Origin of the sequence: Humibacter albus DSM 18994 (assembly GCF_000421825.1) — a bacterium.
GTDB classification, from domain to species: Bacteria; Actinomycetota; Actinomycetes; order Actinomycetales; family Microbacteriaceae; genus Humibacter; species Humibacter albus.
The window spans coordinates 94,899-112,720 of the sequence record NZ_ATXT01000016.1 but is presented as its reverse complement, the minus strand read 5'-3'; the positions used below and the strand labels follow the sequence as shown (position 1 = coordinate 112,720).

Sequence of the window (17,822 nt, the reverse complement as noted above, 5' to 3'; positions counted from 1 at the left end):
CAAAAACTACCGACGAGTTTAGCATGGGGCGCCTGATCAGCCCTGGTGCGCGCTCACAGTCCTTCGTGATGGTATATAGCGTGTCCCCAGTGCCCTCCGACGCCGCAGTGGCGATCATCGGGGCCGGTCAAGCCGGCCTCGCGGTCGCCTATTATCTGCGGCGTTTTCAGCTGGATGCCGACGTCGACTTCGTCGTTCTGGACCGGAGTCCGAGCACCGGCGGAGCCTGGCAGTTCCGGTGGGACGGGTTGCGCATGGGCAGTGCCCACAAGGTGAACGACCTGCCCGGCATGGCCGAACTGGGCATCAGCTTCGAGACCGCGGACCGGTCTTTGCCCGCCAAAGACATCGTCGCCGGATACTACCGGCGCTATGAGGATCACTTCGGCCTCGCCGTGCACCGGCCGGTGGCAGTCACCTCGGTCGTCAACCGGGGTGCGGACCTCGTGTTGCGGCACTCCGAGGGTGAGACCGCCGTGCGGGTGCTCGTCAACGCGACCGGCACGTGGGGGTCGCCGTTCGTGCCCTACTATCCCGGCGCAGGTACATTCCGCGGGCGGCATGTGCACACGAACGGCTACGTCTCGTCGGAGGAGTTCCGCGGCCAGAACGTCGTCGTGGTCGGCGGCGGCACGAGCGCGGTCGGGTTCCTCCTGGAGCTGGAGGGCGTGGCGGCAACGGTGTCGTGGGCATCCCGTCGTCCGATCGACTACAGCACCGACCACGTGCGCACCATCGAGGGCGGCGTCGCCGCGGTGCGCGATGCGGATGCCGCGGCGCGCGCCGGTCAGTCCCTTCCATCGATCGTGAGTTCGACGGGAGTGCCATTGACGCGCAAGGTGGCGGCAGGCATCTCCCGCGGACTGCTCAAAGAGCGCCCGATGTTCGTGCGCGTCGAGCCAAACGGAGTGCGATGGGCGGACGGCTCGTTCACGTCGGCGGACGCCATCATCTGGGCCACCGGGTTCCGTCCCGAGCTCCGCCATCTCGCCCCGCTGAAGCTGCGCGAGCGAGAGGGCGGAGTCACCGTCGAGTCCGGTCAGGTATGGACGGACCCACGCGTATTCCTCGCGGGGTACGGGCCGTACGCGTCGACCATCGGCGCGAACCGCTCGGGCCGCATCATCGCGCGTCAGATCATGGCGCAGCTCTGACGCAACGCGCGGTACCGGGCAGCGCAGGTCATGACGCCGTCGGCGTCGTGTCGGGGGAGCCCGCATTCACCCACACGTACCACTCGTGTCCCGAGCGAGCAGCCTGGTCCTGGCCGCACTGGCGGCGGTCGGCGGTCGGCGCCGGGCTCGGCCACCAGTCCGCATCGATCGTCGGGGTGAGAGGTGAGCCGTTCGGGCCGGCGGAGCACGCGGCCGACACCGGGACGCCAGCCGCCGAGGAGAACCGCATCAGGTAAGCGGAGCCCTGCGCGGGCATGTCGACAACGATGTCGGTCGCATCGTCGGGAATCCAGGTCGGAATGTCGGCGGCATCCTCGTTCACCGCCTCGCTCTTGTCGTCGAAGACGAGGTAGCTCTTGCGCGCGTCTGGCCCGAAGAGGGCGCTGCAGCCGGTGAGCGAGACCACGCCGAGGAGGGCGAGAGCGGCGGCTGTGCGGACGAGGTGTGGGTGAGAACGCTTGTGCATGTCTCCACTCTGGAGAAGGAACTGCGGTCGCCGCGTCCACCGTCGGAGGTAACCGGTGCTACCCGGGCATGAGATCGGCGTCACTCCTCGGAGCCACGGTGAAGCGCCCGGGCGCTCGCCGATGTCAGCGGTCGGGCTTGCCGCCCGTGGTGCCACCGTTCCGCGTCGGGCGCTTCGCGCCGCGAGCGGGAGTGACCTCGGCGGCCGCAGCCGAGGCATCCCGTGCACCGCGCTTGGCCGCAGTGGGCGTCGCCGGTGCGAGCGGTCGGCGCGGGATGGCGCGGATCGGAATCGGCTCACCACGTCGGTCCTGGCCGGGCAGGGGCCGCGACCGTCGGCCGTAGATGAGCTCGGACGAGTCGAGCAACCAGGGGACGAGCGCGATCGTCACGCCGTGCACCAGCATGAGCTGACGCGAGATGCGCCGGGCCCGGTGGTTGTGCAGCAGCGTCTCCCACCAGTGGCCGACGATGTACTGCGGCAGATAGACGGTGGTGATCTCGGAGCCGTGCTCCTCGCGGCGGTGCCGGATGTACTTGATCAGCGGCACGCCGAAGTCGCGATAGGGCGACTCGATGATGGTGAGTGGCACGTGGATGTTCATGTCGTGCCACTGCTGCTGCACGAGATCCGTGGCGGCCTCGTCGACGGAGATGTGCACGGCCTCGATCGACTGATGGCGCGCCGCGATCGCGTAGTCGAGGGCCTTGAGCACCGGCTTCTGCATCTTGCCGACGAGCACGATCGCGTGATCACCGCGAGCGCCGAACGTGGTGGTCGGGTCGACCTCCACCTCTTTCGCCACGTCGCGGTAGTACCGGTTCACGCCGAGCATGAGCAGGAACAGGATCGGCATCATGATGAACACCAGCCACGCCCCGTGCGTGAACTTGGTGATCGTCACCACGACGAGAACGCTGAACGTCAGCAGGGCGCCGAACGCGTTGATCGACATGCTGCGGATGATCGTGGTGCGGTCCTTCGCTTGCCGTCGCGCTTCCGTGTCCCGCAGCAGGGTGATCCAGTGCTTGACCATTCCTGATTGTCCGAGCGTGAACGACACGAACACGCCGATGATGTAGAGCTGGATCAGGTTCGTGAGGTTCGCCTGGTAGATGATCAGCAGCAGGATCGCGGCGAGCGCCAGGGCGATCACGCCGTTCGAGAACACGAGGCGGTCGCCGCGCGTCGACATGGCCTTGGGGGCATACGAATCGCGCGCCAGCACGGAACCCAGCAGCGGGAATCCGTTGAACGCGGTGTTCGCGGCCAGCAGCAGAACCACGGCGGTCGCTGCCTGGATGATGAAGAACGGTATCGAGTTGTTGCCGAAGGTGGCGGATGCCAGCTGTGCGATCAGAGACCGCTGCGGTTGGGTGGCGCACTGCTTCCACCCGATCAGGTCGCATCCGTTCTCGGCGTAGTGCACGCCGCTGATCAGTGCGATCGTCATCAATCCGGCGAAGAGGAACACCGCGATGCTGCCCATGAGAACAAGGGTCGTGCGGGCGTTGCGGATCTTCGGGGTGCGGAAGGCGGGGACTCCGTTGGCGACGGCTTCGACACCGGTGAGGGCGGAGCATCCACTCGAGAATGCGCGCAGCAGGAGCAGGACGATCGCGGCCTGGGTGACGTCCTGGGCCTTGACCGCGTAGTGGGCCGACTCCGCCACCGGCGCGAAACCGAGCGCCGTGCGGATCAGCGCGGTGACGATCATGAGGCCGATGCTGCCGATGAAGACATAGGTGGGAATCGCGAAGGCCTTGCTGGCCTCGCGCACCCCGCGCAGGTTCGCCGCTGCGATCAGCGCGACGAACACCACGGCGAGCTCCACGCGGAACTCGCTCAGGAACGGGAGGGCCGAGATGATGTTGTCGACGCCGCTGGCGACGGAGACGGCCACCGTCATCACGTAGTCGACCAGGAGCGCGGAGGCCACGATGAGGCCGGCCTTCTCGCCGAGGTTCTTGTGGGCGACCTCGTAGTCGCCGCCGCCGGAGGGATAGGCCTTGACGAGCTGGCGGTACGAGGCGACGACCGTGAGCATCAGGATGATGACGGCGAGGGCGATCCAAGGCGAGTAGGCGAGCAGGGCGGCCCCTCCGATGAGGAGCACCATCATCAGCTCCTGGGGCGCGTACGCCACCGACGAGAGTGCGTCGCTCGCGAAGATCGGGAGCGCGAGGTGCTTCGGGAGGAGCTGCCCCTCGAGCTTCTCATTGGGTAGAGGTTCCCCGATGAGCCACCGCTTAGCGGAGCGACTGTCTAACCCGGGGGCACGCCCCTCATTTGTCACGAGGCATGACACTACTACCTGCCTAAACGCTGTCAACCCGGGGGCTTCCCACCCTTTGAGAACGCACAGACGGGCGCAGGCGGGCGGCTCAGCGCGGGCGCGGCCGAGGCGCTCAGGCCCGCAGACGACTCAGCAGATTCGCACGCACCTCGGCGAGCGACGTGCGGAGCTGGGCGACCGTGGCATCCGGAATGCCGTGGCGGGCGGATGCCTCGCGCAGGTCCGCGCGCACCTGCTGTCGGAACTCGTTCAGCACGATCTCCGCCTCGCGCAAAGCGAACCGCGACTCCACACGCGGGTCGGGCCGTGCATCGCGGACCCGGCCCTGCTGCTCGGCGTCCTGCTTCGACTCCCGCGCGGCCGCGGCCAACTCGGCGCGGAGGCTCTTCATCGCCTGGTTCACGCCGGAGCGCACCTCGTCGGCCATCCGCCGAAGGGAATCGGTGACCTCGTGCTCGATGTCGTCGAGATCGGATGCCCTCTCCCGCACTTCGTCGCGGCCCGCATCCGTGATCGCATAGACGCTCTTGCGGCCCATCGACGTCTTGGTGACGAGCCCTTCTTCTTCGAGCTTCGCCAGGCGCGGATAGATCGTGCCGGCGCTCGGGCTGTAGGTTCCGCCGAACCGGTCGGTCAACGCCTGGATCAGCTCGTAGCCGTGCTTGGGCGACTCATCGAGCAGGCTGAGCAGGTAGAGGCGCAGGCTGCCGTGCGAGAAGACGGCGGGGGTCATGCCGCTCCGTTCGAGGCATCCGTGGTGTGCGTCGATTCGGCGGCGCCCGCGGGCCGGCGCACCACCGAGATGTTTCCCGAGACCGAACTGAGGTTCACGTCGAGCCAGTGGCCGTCGTGCGAGTCGGATTCGTGGGTGAACGTCTTGCCCATGGAGCCACGAACCATCGTGGTGCCGTCGAGATGGGCGACGCCGCTGACAGTGTTGAGGCGGTAGCGCACGCCGAGTCCTTCGTCGACGCGCATCGTGAGGTCGCCCGAGACGGAGTTGGAGCGGACCTCGTACGGGGCACCGGACAAGTCGAGATAGATGTTCGCGCTCACGCCGTCGACCGTGAACTTCGGCACGTTGCCGGCCACCGTCACGTCGCCGGAGACGGTGTGCGCGTTCACCTCGCCGCGATGGTCTCTGGCCGTCAGCTCACCGCTCACGGTGTTCAGATCGAGGTCGCCGATGATGCCGTCGGCGGTGACCTCGCCGCTCACCGTGTTGAGCTTGGCGTCGGTCACGAGTCCGCTCACCAGCGCCGTCGCCGAGACGACCCCGAGCTTCAGGTCGACGTCGCGGGGCACGAGGATCGTGACTTCGGCCCGCGCCTTGCCGCGCCAGGATCGGAACACGTCGATGAAGTTGTCCCAGCGCCACTGCGGGTGGTCGACCTCGAGGGTGTCGCCGTCGATCGTGATCTTGAGCTCCTTGCCCACGACGTCGTTGACCTCGACGCGCGCGCTCGGCTCGTCGTGACCGATCACGTCGACCTGGCCGCCGATGAGGCTCACCTTGAGCTTGCGCACCACCTCGAGGTCGATGGTCTTGCTCTCGCCCGGATTCACGATCCAGCGTTCCTGTGCCATGGTGCCGTCTCCTCTTTCTGAACTGGCGAAGTGTGCGGGCCGCGATCGGGACCGGATGTCCGGGTCGTGTAACACGATATATCGCGTGCCGATGAAGACACGATATATCGCGTCTACCGAAACTGCAACAACGAGCCGCGTGCGCCGCTTGACATTGACGTTGCGTCAACCTCTAGCGTCGTTGTCATGAAGAGCGAATCGGATGCCGCCCGCTCGGTCGACGAGTTCGCCGAACTGTCGATCCAGCAGCTGGCGCGGCTGGTCGGAACAACCAGCCGTACCTTGCGCCACTACGACGACATCGGGCTGCTGAAGCCGACCCGCGTCGGCGCGAACGGCTACCGCTACTACGACTCGTCCGCACTCGTGCGCCTGCAGCGCGTGCTCTTGCTGCGCGACCTGGGACTCGCGCTCCCGGAGATCGGCGCCGTGCTGGATCGCGAGCGCGACGAGGTCGCGGCACTGCGGCACCACCTCGGATGGCTGCGCAGCGAGCAGGAGCGGCTGGCTCGGCAGGAAGCATCCGTGTCGTCCACTATCCACGCACTCGAGAACGGAGATCGGATCATGGCGGAGAAGGCATTCGACGGCTTCGACCACACGCAGTACAAGCAGGAGGTCGAGCAGAAGTGGGGCGCTGCGGCGTACGCGAAGAGCGACTCGTGGTGGCGCTCGAAGACCGACGAGGAGAAGCGGGCGTTCCAGCAGCAGCACCTCGACATCGCCGCGGACTACGCCTCGGCGCGTGCCGACGGCGTCGACCCGGCCGATGCCCGGGTGCAGCAGATCGTGCGACGTCACGTGGACTGGCTGAACCTGTCAGCACCGGCGACCGGTGCCACGGTCACGGCGCAGGCACTGCTCGGCTACGGCGACATGTACGTCTCCGATGATCGGTTCGCAGCGAACTACGGCGGCACCGAGGGTGCCGAGTACGTGCGCGACGCGTTCCGCGTCTACGCCGACACGATGTAGCGCCGGCGGACCACCGCCGGTCGAGTCATCAGGGCCGGATTCCGTTCAACGCGCGGGCGGGGTCTCGACGGGCTCGACCCGAGGTCGGCGGTGATCGGATTCACGGCGGCTGTTCGGGGCATCCTCGACGCGAAGCGCGAACAGCGGGATCGCCACGTGCACGAGCGGTCCGATGCACACGGCGAAGGCGAGCGTGCCCCAGCCCACGTTGCCGCCGAGCAGCCAGCCGATGAGCAGCACCGTCGCTTCGATGGCGCCGCGCACGAGCCAGATCGGTCGCCCGGTGCGGGCGTGCAGTCCGGTCATCAGGCCGTCACGCGGTCCGGGTCCGTAGTGGGCGCCGATGTAGAGGCCGGACGCCGCGGCGATCAGCAACAGCCCGGCGGCGAAGAGAAGGATGCGTGCCCACAGCTCACCGGGTTGCGGAACGATCCAGAGGCCGAACTGCGCCGACGGACCGATCAGCAGCACGTTGAGCACGGTGCCCCGGCCGGGGCGCTGACGGAGCGGGATCCAGAACAGCAGCACGACGCCGCCCACGAGGTTCGTGACCAGACCGAACGGAATGCCGGTGTGCAGCGTGATGCCCTGCGCCAGCACGTCCCACGGCTCGATGCCGATCGTCGCCTGCATCATCAGCGCGATCGCCATGCCGTAGCAGAACAGGCCGACGAGCAACTGGGTCATCCGTCGCGCTGCGGTCGCGGGCCGGGAACTCGCGAACAGGGCGGGGAGACGGATTGGCTGCATATACGCATCCAATCGATGAATTGGCCTGTACCGAAATAGCCAATTCGGCTAAAGTGGCCTGATGGCCACGACGACGATCGGCACTCGGTTCCTCATCGAGCTGCTCGGAGAATGGCGCGACGGACGCTCATCGTACGAAGCGCTCGCCGACCGCATCCGACTGCTGGTCATGGACGGCCGGGTGCTCGCGGGCGTGCGCTTGCCGGCGGAGCGCGAGCTCGCGGCGCAACTCGAGGTGAGCCGCACGACCGTCACGGCCGCGTATCAGAGGTTGCGCGATCAGGGATTCGCGGTCAGCCGGCAGGGATCGGGCACGCGCACGACGCTTCCCGGCAGCGCCGGCTCGTCCGCTGCGCACGACCCGGGTCTGCTCGATTTCACGAAGGCCGCCCCTCCGGCGCCCTCGCGCATGCCGGATGCCGTGCGTCGTGCCTCCGAGCTCGTCTCGCCGCTGCTGGGCGAGACCGGGTACGACACCGTCGGCCTGCCGGTGCTGCGGGAGGCGATCGCCCGGCGGTACACGCAGCGCGGACTGACGACCAGCCCCGACGAGGTGCTCGTCACGGTCGGGGCTCAGCAGGCGATCGTGCTGCTCGCTCGCACGCTCGTCAGCCGCGGCGACCGGGCGCTGATCGAGGTGCCCACGTATCCGCACGCGTACGACTCGTTGCGGGCGGCCGGCGCGCGCATCGTCACGACACCGGTCTCCGTAGATTCGGCCGACGGCTGGGACGTCGACACGTTCGAATCCGTGACTCGCCGTACCAGCCCGGTGCTCGCCTATCTGATGCCGGACTTCCAGAACCCGACCGGGCGCTCGATGTCGCAGGCGGCGCGTCGGCGCGTCCTCAATGCGGCGGCGGCCCAAGGCACCGTCGTGGTCGCCGATGAGACGCCGGCCGAACTCGACATCGACCGACCGGATGCCCACCCGCCGCTTGCCGCGACCGCGCACGGTGCGCAGGTGGTCACCGTCGGCTCCGCCAGCAAGACCATGTGGGGCGGACTGCGCATCGGCTGGATCCGCGCCGAGCGCTCGATGATCCGGCGACTGCACGCGGTGCGCGCGAACATGGACCTGGGCACGCCCGTGTTCGAGCAGCTCGTGGTCGCGGCCCTGTTCGAGCAGTACGACGAACTGCTGGAGGAACGTCGTGCGGCATTGGCGGCCGGCCGGGATGCCATCGAGCGGTTGACCGCCGAGACTTTCCCGGACTGGAACGTTCCTCATGCGCAAGGCGGGCTCTCCGCCTGGGTGAACATCGGAGCGCCCGTGAGCTCGCAGCTCGCGCTCGGCGCGCGCAGTGAGGGGCTGCTCATCACGGCAGGACCGCGCTTCGGCGTCGACGGCGCCTTCGAGCGCTACCTGCGCATGCCGCTCACGTCGTCGCCGGCGCAGGTGGAGCGGGCGATCGCGGCGCTGAAACGGGCGTGGCCGGCGGCGACGAGACATCCGCTGCCCGAGCCCGGGATGCTTGCGGTCGTCTGAGCCGGTCGGACCAGGCCCTACCGTCGAGTCAGGCCCGCTGCCGAGCCGGGCCCGCTGCCGGGTCAGGCCCGCCGTCGAGTCGAGCTCGCTGCCGACGGGTCTGTGCGACGCCGGTGCGCAACGGCTCAGCCCGCGCCGTTCGAGCAGGTCTTGGTGGCGGCGGTCTGGCCGAAGACGTTGTCGCTGAGCGCGGCGGGCGTGGAGGTCGACGACGGCGCGGCCGATGACGTTCCGGCGCTCGCGCTGCTGGCGGGAGCCGGGGGCGATGCGGTCCCAGTCGATCCGCCGTCGGCGTCGATCGAGCCCTGCCCTGTGCCTGCCGTGACGGTGATCGGCTGGTCTGCGATGATCGCGTCGGTGAGCGTCTTCGCGGAGTCCTCGTCGGGGATCACTCGGTTGTTGTTCTCCGGGTCGTCGAACACGGGGTATTGCACGAACGTGATGTCGTCGAAGCTCAGTCCTTTGACCGCCATCGCCAGCTGGTAGAGGGTCGTCAGGTTCTTCAGGTTGTCGGAGAACGTGATGTTCTGTTCCGCCGCTTTTGCGATGCCCCACACCTTCACCGGGTTCGACAGCGTTCCCGCGCTCATGATGGTGCGCACGAGCGAGGAGAGGAAAACCTGCGTGTTGCTGATGCGCGACAAGTCGCCCCCACCCTGCAGGCCGTGCCGAGTACGCAGGAACTGTGCGGCCTGCAGGCCCATGAGCGTGTGCTCGCCCGGGGGAAGCTCGAGATCGGTGTCGGGGTCGTCGATGCCATCCCCTCCGACGCACACCGGCACTCCGCCTACGGCGTTCGAGAGAGCGACGACGCCGTTGAACTTGATGAGGCCGGCTGCCTGGATGTCTATGCCGGTCAGCTGCTCGATCACCAGAACCGTGCACGGCAGGCCTCCGTCGACGAGCGAGGTGTTCAGCGGCACGTAGTACTCGGCGCCGTTCCAGCCGCCGTCGCCGTCCGGGCACTTCGGGAAGTCGATCATCAGGTCGCGCGGAAAGCTGATGACCTCGGCGTGCGTGTGGTCCTGAGAGAGGTGCAGCAGCATCGTGACGTCGTTGAGCCCGATGCCGGAGCTGTCCTCCGTGGTGCCGTACGTCGTTCCCTCGCCGGTTCTGCTGTCGGTTGCGGCGATCAGGATGTTCATGCCGCCCTTGAGCGCGCCGACCTCGGGGATCGGGCCGGACGTCTGACCGACCAGGTGCACCGTCGGCGGCGCATCGCTGACCAGGTTCGCGGCGGCGACGCCGACGATGCCGACGGTGCTGAACACGCCAACGGCGGCGATGCACGCGATCACCTTTCCGACGGTGCGCCACGGATGCCGGCGCAGCCGCCCGTGGCGCGCGATGCCACGACGCCTGTGGTGCTTCGTCACGTGGGCCCCTCTCCGCCCGAACCGAACCGAGGCGAGCCGCACGGGCCGGCCGGGCACGGACATCCTCGCCGCGCGGACGACGAGTGCTCGGTCTCGCACGGTGAGATCCGTTTCGCAGGCTACCGGATGCCCGTGCGGCCACGGCGGAACCGAGTGACTGCGGACGCCGAGCTGTGACGGACCTGGGCGGTCGGCCCAGGGCCGGGTGCGATAATCGCGACGGTTCGGCAGGCGGACGTGCGCCGGTTGTCGCCGTCAAGCACCTCGCGACGCCCGAAGGAATAACGCGTGCACGCTCTCGCCGTTCTGAGCATGAAGAACCGTGCTCTCATCGCGCTCGTCACCATTGTGATCGCCGTGTTCGGCGGCATCGCGTTGAGCAACCTCAAGCAGGAGCTCGCGCCATCGATCGAGTTCCCGCAACTGGCGATCGTCACGAGCTACCCCGGCGCTTCGCCCGAGGTCGTGAACAACGACGTGAGCACGCCCATCGAGGCCGCCATCCAGAGCGTGCCCGATCTCGACAGCACTTCCGCGGTGAGCAACACGAATCAGTCGCTCGTGACGGCCAAGTTCACCTACGGCACCAACCTCGCCACGGCGGAGCAGAAGCTCGATCAGGCGATCAACCGCATCAAGTCGACCCTCCCCGACGGCCTTGATCCCCAGGTGCTGAGCGGCAGCATCTCCGACCTGCCGGTGCTGCAGCTGGCGGTCACGAGCGACGAGAGCGGCAAACAACTCGGCGACGACGTGACGCGCCTCGTGCTGCCCGACATCAAGAAGGTCGACGGTGTCAACGATGCCCAGCTGATCGGCGAGGTGGGTCAGCGCGTGACGATCACGCCCGACACCGCGAAGCTGGCGGCCGCGGGCGCGAGCGCGCAGTCGATCAAGGATGCCCTGAGCCAGAACGGCGTGCTGCTCCCCGGCGGGTCCATCACCGAGAACGATAAGACGCTGACGGTGCAGTCCGGATCGACGATCACATCGGTGCACGAGATCGCGGCCCTCCCGCTCGTGCCTTCCGGTGCGAGCTCGGCGGCGTCGGCCGGCTCGTCGGTGTCGTCGGCCGGCGCGGCCGCGTCGTCGAGCGCCGCGTCGTCGGGTGAAGCAGCAGCGGCAGGATCGGGAGCGGCGGGCGCCACGGGGGAGCAGCCGTCGGGAGCCGAGAGCGCGACGCAGCCCCAGGCATCCGCTGCGGCGGCCATGAGCACGATCGGCGACGTGGCATCCGTCGAGCTCACGGATGACCCGACCACCTCGGTCTCGCGCGTGAACGGCAAGCCGGCGCTCACCATCGCCATCACGAAACTGCCCAGCGCGAACACCGTCGAGGTGTCGAACGCGGTCAACAAGCTCGTGCCCGACCTGCAGGACAAGCTCGGCCACGGCGCGAAGTTCACGGTGGTGTTCGATCAGGCGCCGTTCATCACGCAGTCGATCGACTCGCTCACCGAAGAGGGCCTGCTCGGCCTGCTCTTCGCGGTGATCGTGATCCTGATCTTCCTGCTGTCGATCCGGTCGACGCTGGTGACGGCCATCTCCATCCCGACGTCGGTGCTCATCACGTTCATCGGCATGTGGGCGAGCGACTACACGCTCAACATCATCACGCTCGGCGGTCTCACGATCGCCATCGGCCGTGTCGTCGACGACTCGATCGTGGTCATCGAGAACATCAAGCGGCATCTGGTGGCCGGCGTGGACCGGGCGAAGACCATCGTGGATGCCGTGCGCGAGGTCGCCGGCGCCATCACGGCTTCCACGATCACCACGGTCGCGGTGTTCCTGCCGATCGCGTTCGTCGGCGATGTGACCGGTGAGCTGTTCCGACCGTTCGCGGTCACCGTGACCATCGCGCTGCTGTCATCGCTGCTCGTGGCGCTCACCATCGTTCCCGTGCTCGCGTACTGGTTCCTGCGGCCGCCGAAGGCGAAGGCCGTCGAGAAGGCGCGCGCGCGGGAGACGGCCGACGAGCTCGCCGAAGACGCGGCGAGTCACATGTCGATCGGTGAGGCGATCGCGAGCGGACACGACGAGCTCGAGCATCCGTCTCGCCTGCAGAAGGGCTACCTGCCCATCATCAACTGGACGCTCAAGCACTCGGCCGTGACGATCATCGCCGCCGTGCTCGTGCTCGGCGGCACGCTCGCGCTGACCCCCCTGATGAAGACGAACTTCCTCGGCTCGACGGGCCAGAACACGCTGACGGTCTCGCAGACGTTCGACCCGGGCACGAGCCTGCAGGCCGAGGACGACTCCGCGCGCGTCGTGGAGAAGAAACTGCTCGCCATCGACGGCATCAAGACCGTGCAGCTCTCCGTCGGGTCGAGCGGCAGCGCATTGCAAGACGCCTTTACGGGAGGCGGCAGCGGCGCAACGTTCTCGATCACGACCGATGCGGATGCCGACCAGGACGCCCTGCAGGCGACAGTCCAGAAGCAGATGAAGAAGATCACGGGCGAGGGCACGATCACGGTGTCGGCCGGCTCCGGGTTCGGATTCTCGAACGACATCGAGATCGACGTCACCGCATCGACCCAGGAGGAGCTGCAGAAGGCATCCGACACGATCGTGAAGAAGGTGTCGAAGCTGAGCGCCATGGGCGAGGTCACGAGCAACCTGAGCGCGTCGCTGCCCTACATCGCCGTGGACGTGAACCGCGAGACGGCAGCGCAGTACGGGCTGAGCGAGGTCGCCGTCGGCAGCCAGGTCTCCCAGGCGATGCAGCCGACCCAGGTCGGCACGGTCGCCATCAAGGACAACACGCTGAAGATCTACCTCGCCGACGCCGATCAGCCGATGAGCCTTTCTGCGCTGAAGCAGCTGCAGATCGTGACGGCGAAGGGTCCCCAGCCGCTGAGCGCGCTCGCCGACGTGTCGCAGAAGAACGGTCCGGCCTCCGTGACGACGCAGCGCGGCCTCCGCAGCGCGACCGTGACGGCGGCGCCCAACACCGATGACCTCACCACCGCGAACGCCCAGGTCACCGAGGCTCTCGATGCGGCCCACCTGCCCGAGGGCGCGTCGGCGACCATCGGCGGCGTCACCGCCAACCAGTCGAGCGCGTTCTCGCAGCTCGGGCTGGCGTTGTTGGCGGCGATCCTGATCGTCTACGTCGTCATGGTGGCCACGTTCAAGTCGCTGCGCCAACCGCTCCTGCTGCTCGTCTCGATCCCGTTCGCGGCCACCGGCGCGATCGCGTTGCAGATCCTCTCGGGCATCCCACTCGGCGTCGCCTCGCTGATCGGTGTGCTCATGCTGATCGGCATCGTGGTGACGAACGCGATCGTGCTCGTCGACCTCGTGAACCAGTACCGGCGCAGAGGGCTGACCGTTCCGGAAGCCGTGCGCCACGGTGCCTCACGCCGTCTGCGGCCCATCCTGATGACGGCCCTCGCCACCATCTTCGCGCTGCTGCCGATGGCCATCGGGCTCACCGGCCACGGCGGGTTCATCTCGCAGCCGCTCGCGATCGTGGTGATCGGCGGCCTGGTCTCGTCGACCTTGCTCACCCTCGTGGTGCTGCCGACGCTGTACAACCTCGTGGAGGGTGCCCGCGAGCGACGCCGTGCGCGCAAGGCGGCGAAGCGAGGCGGCGGCTCCGCAGGCACGCCGGATGCCGGTGGTGATGGAGGCCCGAGCGCGCCCCGCGCACCCGTCGCCGACGGTTCCGCGCCCGCGGCCGCTCAGCCGAGGTAGCGATGCAGGAACGCGGCGACCGCGGCGCGAGTGGAGGCATCCAGTTGTGCGATCGAGTGTGCGCTGCCCGGAACCACCCGCAGCACCGTGGGCACACCCGCGCGCGTGAGCGCGGCCGCGAAGGCCGTGCCCTGCTCGTGCGGCACGAAGTCGAACTGCGAGCCCTGGATGAAGGCCGGCGGGTCGCTCGCATCGACGTGCGTGATCGCTGACGCCTCGGCGGCGGGCGCGCAGCCGGTGAACGTCGCGCATCCGAGATAGCCGAGCACGTCCGCCTGGATGCCTGTGCTCGGCTGTCCGAGGGACTGGCCGCGTGCCGTCAGATCGACCGGACCCGACAGGTCGACGAGGGCGGCGACGCGCGTGCCCCGATCGGTCGGGCCGGTGCCGCGCGTGGCCAACAGCGACGCGAGGCTGCCGCCGGCCGAGCCGCCGACGACGCCGATGCGCGTGGGGTCGATGCCGAAGCGCTGCACTGTCGCGGCCCGGCGCATCCACGTGATCGCGGCCGTCAGTTCGCGGGGCGCGACGGGGTACCGACCGGCGGCTCCGAGCGTGTAGTCCGCGGAGAAGGTCACGAAGCCTTCGGATGCCAGCCATTGGCAGACCGCGTGATAGTCGACGCTCGCCTTGTCCCCGCCGTGCCACCCGCCGCCGTGGATGAGCAGCAGCGCGGGCCGGTGATCGTCGCTCGAGGTGGCCGAGCACACGTCGAGGTCGAGCAGGCTGCCGTCCGCGGCGGTGGCATAGGTCACGTCAGACGTGGTGCGGATGCCACGGGGCGCGACGAACGTGCGCAGACCGCCGCGCAGGCCCGCGGCATCCTTCGCCTTGGACACGGTTTCAGGGCCGTCTGCCGTCGTGGCATTGCGGGCCGCCACTCCGGCCGCTGCTTCGGCCCCAGCACCGCTCGTGCCAGCGGCCGGTGCGAGCGGCCGGGCAGTGGCTGCCGCGGTTCGCAGAGCTGCGCCGTTCACGGTCGCGCCGATCGCGGCGACCGTGACGAGGGCGCCGACGAGCACCGTTGCGGATGCGGCGTAGACGAGGGCGCGCAGGCGGCGCCGAGGCGGGCGGTCGCCCGCCGAGGGAAGCGTGTTCACTGGCAGTGGATTCTCGTACGGGTGGAAAAGTCGGTCTCAGCGTAGGCCACGATGCTCCGCCGACCGAGTGACACGGCTCACGAGCGATGCGCCGCGCTGCGAACACGCTCAGAGGAGCGAAGCGTTCTCGTCTTGCGATTCGTGCGCCGGCTGTTCGTGCCCGGCTCAGTGCTCTGCCAGGCGGCGTCCGCTAGAGTTGTTCGGTCGGCTCTGGACACCGTGCATGTCGCACGGATGGGTTTGTAAGTCCTGCGGGCCGGTACCGCCGGTGCGAGTGCACCATTTGCGTCGATGGACGCCGCGGCGGATGACCACTGTATGTGAACGGCCCTGATGGTTGCCGGCGCTTCGCGCCGCTCAGCCGAGGATCTGCAAGGACGCGACGACCTGTCGCGAGTTCTGCCATGCACACTCAAGAACAACCCAGAAGTAGAGCCATGCCCAAGAACAAGAAGCCCGCCGGCGGACGTCCGGCCCGCAACTTCGACCCGAGCCGCGCCAAGAAGTCCGGCGGCCGCTCGCCGTTCGGCGGTTCCGCGAAGCCGGGCAGCCGCAGTGCCGGCCATCGCGGATACCGCCCGGCGGACGAGACGGATGCCCCCAAGAAGCGCCGCTGGACGGCTGACGAACGCGCCGCCCGCGGCCATGCGCCGGCGCGGCCGCGCGGCGAGCAGCGGTACGCGGAGCAGTCGAGCGCCCGTTCGTTCGGCGACGCCGAGCGCGGTGGCCAGCGCAGCGAGCGCCCGCGTCGTGACGATGCGAACCGTGACGGTCACGGCGGCCGTGAGGGCTACCGCGGCCGTGACGAGTACCGCGGCCGTGACGACCGCCGTCCGTCGCGTGACGACCGCGACCGTCCGCGTCGCGATTTCGGCGATGACCGTGCTCCTCGCCGTCAGTTCCGCGAGGACCGCGGACAGCGTCGCGACTTCCGCGACGACCGCCCGCAGCGCCGGTACGACTCGGAGCGCCCCGCGCGCCGCTTCGACGACGGGAACGAGCGTCGACGTTCCGCCGAAGACCGCCCCGCGCGTCGCTTCGGCGATGACCGCCAGCGCCGCGACTTCGGCGATGAGCGCCCCCGCCGCCGGTTCGACGACAGGGATTCTCGTCGCGACGACCGCCGTTTCCCGGACGACCGTCCGCGCCGTCATTCCGGTGACGACCGCCCGCGCCGTGACTTCGATCGCGATCGTCCGCGGCGTGACTTCGACCAGGATCGCCCGCGTCGCACCTTCGACGACCGCCCTCGCCGCCGGTTCGACGACGATCGTCCCCGTCGCAGTGACGATCGTCCCCGGCGCAGCTTCGAGGATCGCCGCTCCGACGCTCCGCGCGAGCGTCGTGACTCCGACTTCTACCCGAAGCGCGACGAGCGGCACGCCGGACACGCGTCGCACGACGACGTGGTGCTCGAGCGCCTGCAGGCGGATGCGATCCAGGCGTCCGATGTGGAGGGCGTGAGCTTCGGTGACCTCGGCCTCGGCGGCAACATCGTCAGTACCCTCGCCGACCTCGGCGCCTCCTCGCCGTTCCCCATTCAGGCCGCGACCATCCCCGACGTGCTCGCCGGCCGCGACGTTCTCGGCCGTGGTCGCACCGGCAGCGGCAAGACCATCGCCTTCGGTGCGCCGCTCGTCGAGCGACTCATGAAGCTGTGGGCCTCCTCGGGCCGCGCGAGCGGCAAGCGCACCATGGGTCGCTCGCCCCGTGCCCTCATCATGGCGCCCACGCGCGAGCTCGCGCTGCAGATCGACCGCACCGTGCAGCCGATCGCGCGCAGCGTCGGACTGTTCACCACGCAGATCTACGGCGGCGTGCCGCAGGCGCGCCAGGTGGGCGCGCTGCGTCGCGGTGTCGACATCGTGATCGGCACGCCCGGCCGCATCGAAGACCTCATCGAGCAGGGCCATCTCGACCTCAGCGAGGTCGTCATCACGGTGCTCGACGAGGCCGACCACATGTGCGACCTGGGATTCCTCGAGCCGGTGCAGCGGATCATCCGTCGCACCAGCGAGGGCGGCCAGAAGCTGCTGTTCTCGGCCACACTCGACTCGGGCGTGGCGAATCTCGTCGACGAGTTCCTCGTCGACCCCTCGGTGCACGAGGTCGCCGGTGAGGACCAGGCGTCCGGCACCATCGATCACCGCGTGTTCGTGATCGAGCACCGCGAGAAGAGCGCGATCGTCGAGCAGCTCGCCGATCGCGACGGCAAGACGCTGGTGTTCGCCCGCACCCGGGCGTTCGCCGAGCAGCTCGCCGACCAGCTGGATGAAGCGGGCATCCCCGCCGTCTCGCTGCACGGCGACCTCAGCCAGTCGCGACGCCAGCGCAACCTCGACAAGCTCTCGAACGGGCGCGTCTCGGTGCTGGTGGCGACGGATGTCGCGGCTCGCGGCATCCATGTCGACGACATCGATCTCGTGGTGCAGGCCGACGCCCCCGACGAGTACAAGACGTATCTGCACCGCTCCGGCCGCACCGGCCGGGCCGGCAAGCCGGGCACGGTCGTCACGCTGATCACGCGTCAGCGCCGGCGGCGCATGACCGAGCTGCTCGGCCGCGCGGAGATCGAGGCGGCGTTCGAGGACGTCGTCGCGGGCGACGCACGGATCACCGATCTCGTGGTCGCGGATCTCGCCGCGACCGAGTAGCCGCACCGCCAGAACGCCAGCGGCGCCGGCAGGACACCGCTCGCGTCGGCAGGGCGGACCGCTCGCGTAGGCAGGACGCACGGGTGTCGCCGGCAGGACACCGCTCGCGCCGGCAGGGCGGACCGCTCGCGCGGGCAGGACGCACGGCTGTCGCCGACAGGACAAGCGTCTGAAGACATGCCGAAACGGCATGTCTTCAGCCCGAAAGCGCGTTTTGTCCTGTCGGTGTCGGTGTCGGTGTCGCGTGCG

Annotated in this window: 12 protein-coding genes; 5 read left to right on the top strand and 7 right to left on the bottom strand. The window is 68.7% G+C overall.

Annotated elements, in window-relative coordinates; translation table 11 throughout:
• Positions 1-89 precede the first annotated feature (89 nt).
• A complete protein-coding gene (locus H623_RS0111970; protein ID WP_022901170.1) occupies positions 90-1,154 on the top strand; it encodes an NAD(P)-binding domain-containing protein in 1,065 nt (354 codons plus the stop codon).
• A 28-nt stretch (positions 1,155-1,182) separates the two neighbouring features.
• Here the strand turns inward: H623_RS0111970 and H623_RS0111965 are convergent, their stop codons facing one another.
• The 4 genes from H623_RS0111965 to H623_RS0111950 all read right to left on the bottom strand — a co-directional run bounded on the left by H623_RS0111965 (position 1,183) and on the right by H623_RS0111950 (position 5,524).
• Positions 1,183-1,641: a hypothetical protein gene (locus tag H623_RS0111965; protein ID WP_022901169.1), complete on the bottom strand. Its 459-nt coding sequence runs from the start codon at positions 1,639-1,641 to the stop codon at positions 1,183-1,185.
• A gap of 124 nt (positions 1,642-1,765) precedes the next feature.
• The gene (locus H623_RS19580) at positions 1,766-3,937 is read right to left on the bottom strand and encodes an APC family permease (RefSeq protein WP_022901168.1); all 2,172 of its coding nucleotides are present in this window, start codon (positions 3,935-3,937) and stop codon (positions 1,766-1,768) included.
• Positions 3,938-4,049: 112 nt separating this feature from the next.
• Positions 4,050-4,670, bottom strand: coding sequence for a PadR family transcriptional regulator (locus tag H623_RS0111955; protein WP_022901167.1), 621 nt, complete (start codon positions 4,668-4,670; stop codon positions 4,050-4,052).
• Entirely contained in the window at positions 4,667-5,524 is an 858-nt protein-coding gene (locus H623_RS0111950; protein WP_022901166.1) for a DUF4097 family beta strand repeat-containing protein, read from the bottom strand. Before H623_RS0111950 ends, H623_RS0111955 begins: the two co-directional genes overlap by 4 nt.
• 186 nt (positions 5,525-5,710) lie before the next feature.
• On the opposite strand from H623_RS0111950, the gene H623_RS0111945 reads away from it, so the two are divergent.
• The gene (locus tag H623_RS0111945; RefSeq protein ID WP_022901165.1) at positions 5,711-6,499 is read left to right on the top strand and encodes a MerR family transcriptional regulator; all 789 of its coding nucleotides are present in this window, start codon (positions 5,711-5,713) and stop codon (positions 6,497-6,499) included.
• A 45-nt stretch (positions 6,500-6,544) separates the two neighbouring features.
• Here H623_RS0111945 and yczE read toward each other — a convergent pair whose 3' ends face one another.
• The gene (gene yczE / locus H623_RS19575; RefSeq protein WP_022901164.1) at positions 6,545-7,249 is read right to left on the bottom strand and encodes a membrane protein YczE; all 705 of its coding nucleotides are present in this window, start codon (positions 7,247-7,249) and stop codon (positions 6,545-6,547) included.
• 61 nt (positions 7,250-7,310) lie between these two features.
• Here yczE and yczR point away from each other — a divergent pair, with 61 nt between their 5' ends.
• Positions 7,311-8,738 carry a MocR-like transcription factor YczR gene (gene yczR / locus H623_RS0111935; RefSeq protein ID WP_022901163.1) on the top strand — a complete coding sequence of 476 codons (1,428 nt, stop codon included), beginning with the start codon at positions 7,311-7,313 and terminating at the stop codon, positions 8,736-8,738.
• A gap of 125 nt (positions 8,739-8,863) precedes the next feature.
• Here the strand turns inward: yczR and H623_RS0111930 are convergent, their stop codons facing one another.
• On the bottom strand, positions 8,864-10,114 hold the full coding sequence (locus tag H623_RS0111930; RefSeq protein ID WP_022901162.1) for an LCP family protein: 1,251 nt from the start codon (positions 10,112-10,114) through the stop codon (positions 8,864-8,866).
• A 288-nt stretch (positions 10,115-10,402) separates the two neighbouring features.
• Here H623_RS0111930 and H623_RS0111925 point away from each other — a divergent pair, with 288 nt between their 5' ends.
• The gene (locus H623_RS0111925; RefSeq protein WP_022901161.1) at positions 10,403-13,819 is read left to right on the top strand and encodes an efflux RND transporter permease subunit; all 3,417 of its coding nucleotides are present in this window, start codon (positions 10,403-10,405) and stop codon (positions 13,817-13,819) included.
• Here H623_RS0111925 and H623_RS21130 read toward each other — a convergent pair.
• Positions 13,807-14,919 (bottom strand): alpha/beta hydrolase, encoded by a 1,113-nt coding sequence (locus H623_RS21130; protein ID WP_022901160.1) that lies wholly within the window; start codon positions 14,917-14,919, stop codon positions 13,807-13,809. The genes H623_RS0111925 and H623_RS21130 overlap by 13 nt on opposite strands.
• Positions 14,920-15,356: 437 nt before the next feature.
• On the opposite strand from H623_RS21130, the gene H623_RS0111915 reads away from it, so the two are divergent.
• Positions 15,357-17,573, top strand: a complete 2,217-nt coding sequence (locus tag H623_RS0111915) for a DEAD/DEAH box helicase (protein WP_022901159.1) — start codon at positions 15,357-15,359, stop codon at positions 17,571-17,573.
• The last annotated feature ends 249 nt before the right edge of the window (positions 17,574-17,822 follow it).

Coding starts and splice junctions, on each gene's coding strand:
- H623_RS0111965 (WP_022901169.1), bottom strand. CDS start 1,641: ATGCACAAGCGTTCTCACCCACACCTCGTCCGCACAGCCGCCGCTCTC.
- H623_RS0111955 (WP_022901167.1), bottom strand. CDS start 4,670: ATGACCCCCGCCGTCTTCTCGCACGGCAGCCTGCGCCTCTACCTGCTC.
- H623_RS0111950 (WP_022901166.1), bottom strand. CDS start 5,524: ATGGCACAGGAACGCTGGATCGTGAATCCGGGCGAGAGCAAGACCATC.
- H623_RS0111945 (WP_022901165.1), top strand. CDS start 5,711: ATGAAGAGCGAATCGGATGCCGCCCGCTCGGTCGACGAGTTCGCCGAA.
- yczE (WP_022901164.1), bottom strand. CDS start 7,249: ATGCAGCCAATCCGTCTCCCCGCCCTGTTCGCGAGTTCCCGGCCCGCG.
- yczR (WP_022901163.1), top strand. CDS start 7,311: ATGGCCACGACGACGATCGGCACTCGGTTCCTCATCGAGCTGCTCGGA.
- H623_RS0111915 (WP_022901159.1), top strand. CDS start 15,357: ATGCCCAAGAACAAGAAGCCCGCCGGCGGACGTCCGGCCCGCAACTTC.